Below are 13,091 nucleotides of genomic sequence, written 5' to 3'. Positions count from 1 at the left end.
TGTTTTTATAAGATATGTTTCTTATGTCTATAGCTTTTTATTCTGCTGTTATTTCAATAAGCCGGCTGTTGAGCTGCTGCGTTGTGAAAAGATCCAGTCCGACGTTCATCAGATATTCTCCGGAGAAAACCTGGTCGTTACCCTTCAATGAGGAACCGTTGCCGGGCATCATATTGATTTCCTTCACACGGTACTTCTTGTCGGCATCCAGTCCTTGCAGGCGGACAGGCAGTGTCTTTTCCGCATAGCGCGGATGGATATCGAAGGCGAATACCGCAGCTGTTTTCTTGTCCTTGCCTACAAACATGGAAGAAGTATGGTTGCTTCCGTAAGGAGAAACAAGGCGATACATATCACCTTCAAGGATAACAGGTTTCAGACGGTTGTAGTTCTTGACTGCCAGATCACAGTACAAGTGCTCATTCTGATTCATGTCTTCCAGTTTGATGTCGAATCCTAATTTGCACATCATGGCTACATCGGTACGGAACTTGATACTGGTTCCACGGTTCCAGGTAGTGACGTGGGCACACAGTGTCTTACTCGGGAAGATCTGCGAATAGCCCCATTGGATAAACAGACGTTCGATAGGATCGGTATTGTCGCTTGGCCAGAACTCTGTGAAGTACTTCAATGCTTCATAGTCGGAGCGTCCGCCGCCACCGGCACACAGCATCATCGGAAGATTAGGATATTTAGCCTTGATTCTGTCCAGCACCTTGTAAAGTCCGCGCACATAATCAACGTACAGATGAGACTGTTTATCTTTCAGATACACCGAATAGATATTCGTAATCGGGCTGTTGCAGTCCCATTTAAAGAAATCGATGCCGGGATATTTGGTCATCAGGTTGTCCACCACGCCGAATACATGATCCTGTACTTTCGGATTGCTAAGGTCGAGAACCATCTGGTTGCGGAAGTAGTATTCATCACGGTTAGGCAGATGAATCACCCAGTCCTTATGCTTTTCGTAAAGCTCGCTTTTGGGATTCACCATTTCCGGCTCTATCCATATACCGAACTTGATACCTTTCTTTTGTGCTTCTTCAACAAGACGCCCTACTCCGTTCGGAAGTTTGCCGGCAGTCTCTTCCCAGTCGCCCAAACCCTGATGGTCACTGCTACGGGGATATTTGTTGGCAAACCAACCATCGTCCAGCAGGAACATATCTACGCCCAGCTTGGTAGCCTCATCCATCAAGCCGATCAGTTTGTTTTCATCAAAGTCAAAATAGGTAGACTCCCAGTTGTTGAGCAAAGTCATACGGGTATCATTACCGTTTTTCACCTGATGATTGCGCGCCCAGTCATGGAAGCTGCGGCTGGCCTCACCTTTCCCCTGCGTGCTGTAAGTGAAATAGAAGTCCGGAGTACGAAACACTTCTTTGGCGGGCAGGCTGTATTCGGAGTCGTACGGGTTGATACCGCTGATAATGCGCAGTTCGTTTTTATTGTCCACTTCGAAAGTAAAACGGAAATTACCCGTCCACCCGATAGTTCCTACCAGCACTTCGCCTGCATTCTCCTGCGAAGGATTGTCAAGAGCCAGCTGGAAGAAAGGAGATACAAACATATTGGCACGTGCGCCCAACTTCGTATCGATCACCTTTTTACCGAAAGCCAGTTCTCTTTCGGTCACGTTGGCTTCGTGTGCCCAGTCACCGGAAAATTCAGTCAGGAAATACTTGCTGCTGTTCAAGTGAAGCATTGATGAAGCATACTTGCAAAGTATCACAGGCTTCTTCTCTTCATGGCTGATCTCACTAAACGTACGGATAATGTTCTCTTTGCCGTAAGCCACATAATGCAGCTTCACGGTCACAGGGTATTTATCATCCTTAAGGGTAATTACGGTTTCGTTGACCCCGTTATCGATGACATTGCTCGAATGATCTATGTATTTCAGCAGCAATGAAGAGTTATTATCATTATGACGTATGTGAATAGCCGGTTCAAAGTAGTCCTCCATACCGTGAGTCAGATAAGCTTCAGTCCCTTGTGGCAGATACTGGATATCGGAATCATGGTTAAGCTTTTTGCCCAAGTATTTCTGATACAGACGTCCGTTGTCAGCTACTTGATAGATAAGGCTGGTCCGTTCGGTTTCTATTTTGATCAGCGGCTTGTCGGCAGCCTGCAAAAGAGAAAAAGAACTTAATAGAAAAAAAAGTAAGAATGCTTTTAATTTCATGGTTTACATTGTTATGGTTGATATTTATTCTCTGGTGCGGAACGGGGGTACGGGAAGCCCGCTCTTGCCATATAGATTACAAACAGGATTGTCTGCCCACGCATAGCAAGCCGCCGTCGGTATTTCTATCCGGTCGGATTGCAGAATGACTTCTTTTCCCCGGATGGTAGCCTGTGCCGGAACGTATTTCCCGTCCGGTCCCGCCAGTATAAAGCCTTTCGGAGCCCCTTCTTTGGCTACTACTTCCTGATCGAAACTAAGAATCAGCGTACGTCCCGAAATGCGGTATCCAAGGAATGCAGGCACTTCGTATGTACTTTTGTTATAGGTCTTCGCCAATGCCGCTTGCGCCAGTCGCTTTCCTACTTCCTGTTTGTTTTTCGGGTGGATATCATAAGCTTCGCCGAGGTCGATGGCACATGCCATACCTGTATTAGGCAGATGCAGCGCATGTGCTTGTGCATCACGGAGAGCCGCCCATTTGGAGTCCGGCTGCACTTCTTCCGGCTTCAGATAATTGGCCAACTGCACAAAGTAGAAAGGAAAATCCTGTTTCCATGCCCTTCTCCAATCTGTAATCATTGATTGGAAAAGTACTCTGTACTGCTCGTCGAATCCTACATTATTTTCTCCCTGATACCAGATAGCACCCTTGATAGGAAAAACAGTAAAAGGATGTATCATTGCATTGTAAAGTACGGTCGGGTAACAGGATGTCGGCCAGCCGGTTCCTTCGGGAGACAATGGTCTGGAAGGTGCACCGGTCATCGATACTCCAGTGTGATAGTTCCAGTTGCCCGCCAAGGAAATCTTCTTGCCGTTCGCTTCCATATACATCTGCTGAGGTTCTCCATGGATACCACCTTCACCTCCATAATCTATGGCACGAATGGTGATAACCCCTTTACCTGCCTTTGCCAAGGTTGCGGGAATCTTATAGGTACGCATCGTATTACATCCCGAAGTTCTTCCTATCTCTTTTCCGTTAAAGTAAGTGATATCGTCGTCGTCGATCATAGCCAGATGGAAAGAGATTTCCTTGCCGCTCCAGTCGGCAGGTATTTCCACTTCTTTCTGGAACCAGACAGTACCGTCAAAATTCAGTCCGCGAGTTTCCCAGTAGGCGGGCAGTTCCATCGGTTTCCATTCATTCCCTGTCTGAAGAGCTGATATCCATTGGGGAGCTCCGTCTTTGAATCCGGCATCCCTGGCATCGAACTGCTGAAGCCACTCGTCCATTTCCCGATGGTAAAGTTCGACAAGTTTCTCTCTTTGGAAGCCTGCGCTTTCCATTTCGGCCATCTTTTTCTGGAATCCCATGACTCGCTTCAATGTCTGATGGCTTGTCCACGATTCGGCAGGTGTGCCGCCCCAAGTACAGTCAATCACCCCAACGGGCACATTCAGTTCTTTCCACAACTTACGGGCATAGAAATAAGCGACGGAAGAAAACTCCGATACAGTAGCGGAACTACATTCCTGCCAACCGTTCATATTCATTTCTACGTTATCCTGCGGAGAGAAAGCGACGGTCTTCTTTACCTGCAACAGACGGATGGAAGGATAATTGGCATCGGCAACCTCCTGTTCGTAATTCATCACTTTTCCCCATCCGGCAACGGGCATTTCCATATTCGACTGACCGGAACAGATCCAGACTTCTCCCGATAGGACGTTGTTCAGCACCAGTTTCTCACCATCCGAAACAGTGATCTGATAAGGTCCTCCGGCAGGCGGAGTCGGGACTTCTATACTAAAATGACCATCAGCTGACGCTTTAGCCGTATATTTCTCATGATTCCAGCTCACCTTCACAGTCACTTGTTTACCGGCTTTCGCTTTTCCCGGTAACGTCAGCTGACTGTTTTGCTGAATAACCATATTATCGGTAAAGAATGACGGCAATGTGACCTTCGCTTGCGCAAAGGCTGCCACACATAACGATAAGAGTGTTAATTGATATTTTTTCATTTCTTCGGTTATTTAAATTCAAGTAATTGCACGTCTTTGGAGGGTACGGTCACTTCAAGCTGTCCTGTGGCAGAAGTCTCGTTGCCGCTCCACAACTCCTTCACCTGATAGTTGCGTGCCTTGTCCAATCCTATTCTTTCCAACGAAAGCACAGTTGTCTGTTCCTGGTCCGAGTAGTTGAATACCGCACAATGGAAACGACCATCGGGTGTCTTTCTTACAAAGATATGTTCCGACTTCTCTCCGTTTCCTTCCACAGGACGGAACACTTCTCCTGTCGCCACCGCATTCACTGCCGCATTGGTCAGATATTTCTGTGACTTCTCTTTGGCGTCTTTTCCTCCTCCCACACTGAAATCGTCTCCTGTAATGTAAATACCCGTAATGACACCCGAAGTAATACGGGCACGGTTTTCTCCGTCGGTAGCATCTCTCAGTACAATATGATCGGCATCATTATATTGGTAGATATACTTCTGCCACCAGCCGTATGAAAGAGCGTTCAATGTATATTCGGTATCCTTGATCTGGTTCCACGCATCACAGGCTATTCTGCGTGACTGCGCATACTGAGCGGGAAAAACAGGAGAAATGGAGAGATTGATATACATATCTCCAAAATATTGATTGAGCAGTTTCATGCCATAATTATATCCCTGTATACCTGTGGTAATCTCAGGATTATACCATTTGTCCGCTTCCATCGCACCGTGTGTCATGAAGTCCATCTTCACATACTCGAATCCTGCACGGTGGAACAAACCGGAAGTCTTCTTCATCATAGCTTCCACTGCCGGATGTGTTGGATCGACTGCATAGGCGCCGTCCAGTTCCTGCGGCTTTCCGTTGGCATAGAGATAGATATCTTTGTATTTATATTCCGGTGCGGCATCTACCGTCCGTTCCGGATCGCGTGCCCAGTCGGTGAACGGAGTCCAGTAGATACCACCGATCTGTCCGTTCGACTTACACTTTTCGATAAATGACTTCAGTTGCTCCTCATTCATACAGTCCCAACCGGAATCCAGACCGATATAGACAGTCTGATCAGGGTTTACAAAATGATTGTTCTGCAGATTCTCCTTGAAATAATCAGAGACTTCCATCGCTTTCTCATAAGTCAGATTGAATTGTAATGCCCCCCAGCTGTTCCAACCAAATGGAACAGCTTTCTCCCATGCTTTGGGAGGGGCAATTACAGCGTTGGCTTTTGCATACGCTTCAAGTCCATCGCACCAATTTTCAAAGAAACCCAAAAAGACTTTAGGGGATTTAATCTTTTTACCTGCTAATGCACCGTGAGCCTTTACGTCACGAGTCTGCTCATCTGCTATGCCCCCATAACATACCAGCGAACCAATGTTATCACGATCCCCCTTACCTATTGAAATACCTGTTTTCCAGTTATCATGTTCTACGGAGCCGATCACCAGACCGTTCCGGCTTTCATTATTGAATATGGCTGTCACTTCATAACTCACCAATGTATCGAAACCAAGCGGATGAGACTGATATCTGATCCATTTGTCATTGTCGAACGGAACAAAAAGGGCACGGTTATCACTTGCCTGCAAGAATCCGGATATAGAATCGACATTGACAGGAGCCATTCTGCCGGAACTGATTTCTTCTTTCGCTTCGACTGTAAAATCGGTCAGTATATATTCCTTACCCGGATAAAGATAGAAATACTGAGTCAGCTTCGGAAGTTCCTTATCCGTATACTCCACCTTATATATATGTCCTTTCCCGAAAGAATCGGAAACTTTGCCCGTACTGATTTTATGGCGGGCATAGTCACTCGTCTTGATCTCCTTCCCTTCCCATTGATAGGAAGCATACATTCCGTTACAAATATTTTTTGACTTATAGGTGAGTGCTATCCCCCCTTGCTGATCATCGTAAGTGATATTCCATACATCGGTAGAGAAAATCTTGTCTCCACTGGCACAGTTGGAAAAGAAAAGAAACAGAAGAAGCATCAGGGATACTCCCGACATTTTTTTTAATAGTAGCTTTTGGTTTTTCATATGGTACAATGTTCTTATGTAAAAAAATGAAGCATACCCGAATAAGAAACCTTTTTCTCTTATTGAGGTATGCCACAAAGGTAAGGATTGGCATCTCCTTTACTATATACAAACGATTCAAAAAATGATAAAAATACGGCAAATAAGCTCCAATGGGGGCTAAGAGAGGTATTTTATCTATTTTGTGCCCTCTCCTGCCTCGACATTCTTTATCTCCTGCGTGATAATGATCTGCTTGCCGGATTGATATTGTTTCTCAAAATCTTTGGGTGTCATGCCGAATTGTTTCAGGAATAACTTACTGAAATAAGACGGCGAATTGATGCCGACCATATAGCAGATATCTCCGATCCGGTATTTACCTTCCTGAATAAACTCGGCTGCCTTCTTCAGCTTGATCAACCGGATAAAATCGAGCGGAGACAAGTTGAACAGTGTCTTGATTTTCCTTAACAAACTGGAACGGCTCATGCAGAGTATATCCGCCATTCGTTCTACACCGAAATTATCATCGGTTATGTTATCTTCAATGACCTTGATCACCTTATTCATAAATTCTTCGTCCGCCTTGTTCATCTGCATATTGTTGACAGAAAAGAAGGGGCGTTTTGCAAAGGCTTCTCTTTCCCTGCGTCTGTTGTCAAGCAAGGACAGGACTTGTTCTTTCAGATAATTGAAAGAGAAAGGTTTCTCAACGTATGCTTCCGCACCATATTTCAGACCGTTGATTTTACTGTCGATGTCATTCTTGGCTGTCAGGAAGATAATAGGAATATGAGAAAGTTCCATATCCGATTTTACTTCCTTGCAGAGTTGGTATCCGTCCATTACAGGCATCATGATATCACTGATGATCAAGTCGATATGGCTGCTTCTCAATATTTCCAGTGCTTCTACCCCGTTCATCGCTGTCTCTACGGTGAAGTTTTCCTGCAAGCGTTCGAGAATAAAGGTCAGCATACTTTCATTGTCTTCTACCAGCAGGAGGGTATATCCATACATATCGGCCGTGACGGGCGTATGTTCGTCCAGCTCGACAATGTCTTTCTGTATGGCTTTGTTGTTCTCCTGTTTAATGCCCTCCATATTCAAAGGAATGGTCAGTACAAACATATTGTTTTCCTGACGGGTGTCCAGATAGATCGTGCCTTTATGCAGGGATGCCAGCGAACGTGCCAGAGACAAGCCGATGCCTACTCCATTACGGGGCTTCTCCTTTCTGTCCACCTGATAGAACGGTTCGAATATATATTGGCTGACTTCCGCCGGAATCTTGTTTCCGTCACTGGTGACGCGAATCGTAAAGCTGTCTTCTCCCTTTTCCAGTTCTACCAGTACATTCTGGCTGGCGTATTTCAGCGCATTATTAAGCAGGTTGCTCAGTATCTTGGTGATTGCTTCTTTATCTACGGCTGCCCACACCTGCTCTTCTGTAGATTTTAATTGCAATTCTTTCCGGTTCAGGCTAAATGTCACTTCAAAGCGTGCCACGATTCCGGCAAGAAGTTCGGTAATGTCCACGCTCTCAAATTTCATGGTCAGCTTGTTGGCACCGATCTTCTGGAAGTCCAGCAGTTGTCCGGTAAGTTCCAGCAGGCGTTTGGTGTTCTGAACCATCACACTGATATACTTCTTCATCTTGGGTTCCTGTATCCCCATTTCCTCAATGGCTTCGAGAGGACCGTTGATCAGCGTCAGAGGGGTACGCACTTCGTGCGCTATCTCTGTGAAGAAGTCCACTTTGGATTCGTACAGTTCCTTCTCTTTTTCGATCTCAAACAGCTTTTGCCGTTCTTCCAATTGTTTCTCCTTGCGGCGTTTGTACCATAAGATGGTGCCAACCACGATCAGGATAATACATACGGTATATACAATGTAAGCAATGATAGACTGCCACCACGGAGGAAGAATGATAATAGACAGAGAGCGTGTGGACGACTCGGACTTGCTGCCGTGAGTAGCCTGCACACGGAAGGTGTATTTTCCCGGCGGAAGTTTGGCATACGAGATGTTCTGGTTGCTGGCAGCCCGTACCCAATCCCTGTCAAGAGGTTCCATACGATAATAATATTGGTTGGACTCGGCCGTAGAGTAGCTGAGCAATGCCACATCAAAGCTGATATTGGCCTGGTCGTAAGGCAGGACGATTTCATCCGTATGTACGATACATTGTTTCAGGGGTGATTCGGGAGTATGCACCGTCACCTCCTTATTATATATACTGAACTTGGAAATGTAGACAGGCGGAAGCGGCTTTTCCTCCTCTTGAACAGTAGGGTCAAATGCGATCAATCCGTCCACCCCACCGAAATAGAACCTTCCATCCTGAGCTTTCAATGCCGATTGATAATTGAACTGATTACCCAGTAATCCGTCCTTATTGGTAAAGACACGTACATCTCCACTCTCGGGATTGAACTTGACCAATCCTTTATTGGTTCCAAACCACAGATTTCCGGCATCATCTTCCAATATGTTGTAAGCTACGTCATCCGGTAGTCCATCTTCGATACTGAAAGTGGTAAAGTTGTCCTGCGCTTCATTATATCTGCATATACCGCCACGGTCGGTAGAGAACCATATATTCCCTTTACTGTCCTGCATGATGGAGCTGACGGAGTTGGAGCTTAGAGAGTTGTCAACTCCTTCCTTATAAGAATAATTCTTATAAGAATTATTCTTAGGATCACATTTCCAAACACCATTTCCCATAGTAGCAAGCCAAATTGTACCATCTCTAGCCTCCATTATATCGAAAACCCAGTTATATCCTACTTCTTCCACACGGTGAAATTTCCTTTCCTTAGGTTGTGATACATATAATCCCCACCCAGGTCCTATCCAAGTACGACCTTTACTATCTTTTAAAAAACTATATACACTTCCTTCTTCAATACCCAAATCCTTATCACTGACGTATTTAAGATGTTCACCAGGTATACTAATATCATTCATTCCTTGTTTAAATAATCCAACATATATATGATTTTCATAATGTTTTACTGATAGTGTAATGAGACGACCTGGAACATTATCATATATCTGATGTACTTTACCTGTTCGAGGATCCAATACATTAACACCATTATCTTCAGTACCTATCCAAATACACCCATTATTATCTTCTGCCAATCCACGGATACGTTTGGTATTTAAAGAATATGGATCGCTTCCCGGTACATATTTAGCAAAAGTCAAGATACGATTAGGCAGATAGTTGACACCTCCAAACATTGTTCCAATCCAAATTCCTCCTTCATAATCTTTATAAATAGAATAAATACTATTATCCGATAAACTAAATGAACGCATCAGGTCTTCTTTCAAATGAATAACATTATTTTCTTTCTCATTAATAATGAAAATTCCATGAAGAGAACCTACCCAAATTTCATCTCCAAAACACATTACATCTCGCAAAAATGTTTTTTTCTCACCAAGGAACGAAACTTCACTCAACTCATCTGTTCGAGTATTATATTTCAGCAAATCTCCTTCATGTATTCCCAAAATAGCATTTTCTTTCTGAAAACAAATACTTATAATTGTTTTGTCAATTAACGAACGTCCCATTCGGTCTGTCAAATATTGTTCAAAATTATCATCCCGATAATTGTACTTGAATAAACCTATTCCTGATGTACCTACCCATACTTCGCCCTGCTCATTGATACAAATACATTCCGGATTATTATTTTTTAAATTGTCTTTATCTATCAATGAATAATGATGTACCTTTCCGTCTTTATAACGAAAAAGTCCCTGATCAGGAATCAACACCCAAATATTATCTAGTGAATCAGACAGAATTTCCGCTACCCAGTTATCAAGAGTTATTCCTTCTGATGAAGCTATTTTGAAACGTTTAAATACATCAACCGCCGGATTATATATATAAACACCCCTGTCTGTTCCAACCCATAAATTCCTTTCTTTATCCTCAAAAAGAGCACCAATATTATGATTACCTGTACCCTCCTCCAAATCATCGCAATCGAATTGGAGAATAGAAGTTCCATCATAGCGGTTGAGCCCATTTTTTGTCCCAAACCACATAAATCCATAGCTATCCTGCAAGATTGCTTTTACATTACTCTCTGATAAACCATTTTCTCCATTAACACGGGTGAAATAAAAATCAGAATATTCCTGAGCAAAAATACAAATAGATAAGAATAGCAATCCATTTATGAAAGCTAATCGTAGTAGGTGTTTCTTCATAAATTATATAGTGGTTATATTTGGCTGTGCGCGCAAATATACACTAAAAAACAGTATATAAAAAGGAGTTGACGCATTTGTTTCAGTAATAGCCGCATTTGTTCATTTTTACTTTTCCCTTCTCCTATACCTTTGCAATATCATTTTGAAATAAACTATTTTATAACATGAGAAACGTAACATTAGGCCTGATAATAGGGGCCGCACTTCTAGTTAGTGGTAGTCTGTCACTGAAGGCAACCGAGAATAAAATGAAATTATGGTATGATAAACCTGCAGATGAATGGATGAAGTCTCTTCCTTTGGGGAACGGTCGTCTTGGTGTAATGATCTATGGTGGCATAGAAACAGAAACACTCGCTCTAAACGAATCAACAATGTGGTCAGGGGAATATGATGAACATCAGCAACGTCCATTCGGAAGAGAAAAACTCAATCAAGTAAGAAAGCTATTTTTTGAAAATAACTTGTCAGAAGGTAATCACGTCGCAGGAAATATGATGGCAGGTAGCCCACATTCAGTAGGAACACATCTTCCCATAGGTGACTTGAAAATAAATTTTTCATATCCTCAAGGAGAAATATCAGATTATCGCCATGAACTGGATTTACATACTGCTATAAACACAGTTAGCTATAAAGTAGGTAATACTGAATATATACGCCAATGTATCGCTTCTAATCCAGATGACGTAGTTGCCATGCATATAAAAGCTAGTCGTCCAAAAGCAATAACGATAGAACTTGAATTGAAATTACTCAGACAGGCAAATGTAGTAGCATCCGGTAACCAACTTATTTATACCGGTAATGCAGAATTTGAAAAACATGGTAAAGGAGGAGTACATTTTGAAGGACGTATTGCTGTACAAATAAAAGGAGGAACAATAAAGGCTGAAGGGAAAAAACTTTATATTGAGAAAGCTACTGAAGTCACTTTATTATCTGATGTACGTACCAATTTTAAAAACAATACGTTCTCTGGTTACAACTACAAAATAAAATGTGAGAAAACAATTGAATTAGCATCAAAGAAAGATTTTAAGACTCTGAAGAAAAAACATATAGAAGACTATTCTCCACTTTTCTCCCGGGTAGGACTTTCGTTTGAGCATCACGCAAAGTTTGATCACCTACCAAACGATGAACGTTGGGCACGGGTAAAGAAAGGAGAATCTGATCCTGGATTAGATGCATTATTTTTCCAATATGCTCGCTATCTGTTGATCGCTTCTTCACGTCCTAATTCTCCTCTACCTGTAGCTTTACAAGGTTTTTTTAACGATAATCTCGCTTGCCATATGGGATGGACTAACGATTATCATTTGGATATCAATACTGAACAAAATTATTGGATTGCTAATGTAGGTAATTTAGCAGAATGTCATCTCCCTCTTTTTGACTATATTAAAGATCTATCAATTCATGGTGCAAAAACAGCAAAAGATTTATATGGTTGTAAAGGATGGACTGCACATACTACAGCCAATCCATGGGGATATACAGCTGTATCAGGTAGTATTCTTTGGGGATTATTCCCGACTGCATCTTCTTGGCTTGCCTCTCATTTATGGACACAATATGATTACACACAAGATAAATATTTTTTAAAGAATACCGCATATCCATTATTAAAAAGTAATGCTGAATTTCTATTAGATTATATGGTAATAGACCCACGAAATAACTATTTGGTAACAGGTCCTAGTATCTCGCCGGAAAACAGTTTTCGCCATCAAGGACAAGAATTTTGCGCATCTATGATGCCGACTTGCGACCGTGTACTGGCTTATGAGATATTCTCGGCATGCCTGCAATCTACGGAAATATTAAATGTCGATGCCTCATTTGCCGACAGCCTCCGTACCGCTATCAGCAAACTCCCTCCTTTCCGTATCAGCACAAACGGAGGAGTACAGGAATGGTTTGAAGATTACGAAGAGGCACATCCCAATCATCGTCATACTACACATTTATTATCCCTTTATCCCTATTCCCAAATTACATTGGACAAGACACCCGAGCTGGCACAAGCTGCCGCCAAAACAATCGAAAAACGTCTGGCCGCCAAAGACTGGGAAGACACAGAATGGAGCCGTGCCAATATGATTTGCTTCTATGCCCGATTGAAAGATTCTGAAAAAGCTTATAGCAGTGTGAAACAATTACTTGGGAAACTATCACGTGAAAATATGTTCACTGTTTCCCCGGCCGGAATCGCCGGAGCAGGTGAAGATATTTTCGCCTTCGACGGAAATACAGCCGGAGCAGCAGGTATGGCAGAAATGTTATTGCAAAGTCATGATAATTGCATCGAATTATTGTCTTGTCTGCCGGAAGAATGGAAAAACGGAAGTTTCAAAGGACTTTGTGCGCGTGGAGGTATCGAAATAGACGCAAGCTGGAAAAACGCCCGGATAGAAAATACGGTATTCAAGGCTACCGCTGCAACAGAATTCATTCTTCGTCTTCCAAACGCTGAAGCATATCGTTGGAAATTGAACAAAAAAACATTCATTCCGAAGAAGAATGCGGATGGTTCGATACAAATTAAAATGAATGTAGATGATTGCATAACTATTATTCTTATATAAAATATTACAGTATCAATATTTTTATGAAAATATTTATTTTATTATTCAACTTAAAAAATTATTTAACATGAAAAACTTTTT

Annotated in this window: 5 protein-coding genes; 1 reads left to right on the top strand and 4 read right to left on the bottom strand. The window is 42.7% G+C overall.

Going from position 1 to position 13,091, the window contains the following annotated elements; genetic code table 11:
* Positions 1-37: 37 nt before the first annotated feature.
* The 4 genes from KTR07_RS16215 to KTR07_RS16200 all read right to left on the bottom strand — a co-directional run bounded on the left by KTR07_RS16215 (position 38) and on the right by KTR07_RS16200 (position 10,416).
* A complete protein-coding gene (locus KTR07_RS16215; RefSeq protein WP_113748012.1) occupies positions 38-2,194 on the bottom strand; it encodes an alpha-galactosidase in 2,157 nt (718 codons plus the stop codon).
* A gap of 24 nt (positions 2,195-2,218) precedes the next feature.
* Positions 2,219-4,165 (bottom strand): sialate O-acetylesterase, encoded by a 1,947-nt coding sequence (locus tag KTR07_RS16210; protein ID WP_113748011.1) that lies wholly within the window; start codon positions 4,163-4,165, stop codon positions 2,219-2,221.
* An 8-nt stretch (positions 4,166-4,173) separates the two neighbouring features.
* Positions 4,174-6,195: an alpha-galactosidase gene (locus KTR07_RS16205; RefSeq protein WP_181590406.1), complete on the bottom strand. Its 2,022-nt coding sequence runs from the start codon at positions 6,193-6,195 to the stop codon at positions 4,174-4,176.
* 177 nt (positions 6,196-6,372) lie between these two features.
* The gene (locus KTR07_RS16200; protein WP_113748010.1) at positions 6,373-10,416 is read right to left on the bottom strand and encodes a hybrid sensor histidine kinase/response regulator transcription factor; all 4,044 of its coding nucleotides are present in this window, start codon (positions 10,414-10,416) and stop codon (positions 6,373-6,375) included.
* Between the two features lie 167 nt (positions 10,417-10,583).
* Here KTR07_RS16200 and KTR07_RS16195 point away from each other — a divergent pair, with 167 nt between their 5' ends.
* Positions 10,584-13,010 (top strand): glycoside hydrolase N-terminal domain-containing protein, encoded by a 2,427-nt coding sequence (locus tag KTR07_RS16195; protein WP_113748009.1) that lies wholly within the window; start codon positions 10,584-10,586, stop codon positions 13,008-13,010.
* Positions 13,011-13,091: the final 81 nt, after the last annotated feature.

Source organism: Bacteroides sp. MSK.20.82 (assembly GCF_019052485.1).
Lineage (GTDB): Bacteria > Bacteroidota > Bacteroidia > Bacteroidales > Bacteroidaceae > Bacteroides > Bacteroides thetaiotaomicron.
The sequence above is the reverse complement of the archived record's forward strand: the minus strand, read 5'-3'. Positions and strand labels throughout refer to the sequence as shown.

Bases quoted from the DNA above. Each gene is read 5' to 3' on its own strand.
- KTR07_RS16215 (WP_113748012.1), bottom strand. From the start codon at position 2,194: ATGAAATTAAAAGCATTCTTACTTTTTTTTCTATTAAGTTCTTTTTCT.
- KTR07_RS16210 (WP_113748011.1), bottom strand. From the start codon at position 4,165: ATGAAAAAATATCAATTAACACTCTTATCGTTATGTGTGGCAGCCTTT.
- KTR07_RS16205 (WP_181590406.1), bottom strand. From the start codon at position 6,195: ATGAAAAACCAAAAGCTACTATTAAAAAAAATGTCGGGAGTATCCCTG.
- KTR07_RS16200 (WP_113748010.1), bottom strand. From the start codon at position 10,416: ATGAAGAAACACCTACTACGATTAGCTTTCATAAATGGATTGCTATTC.
- KTR07_RS16195 (WP_113748009.1), top strand. From the start codon at position 10,584: ATGAGAAACGTAACATTAGGCCTGATAATAGGGGCCGCACTTCTAGTT.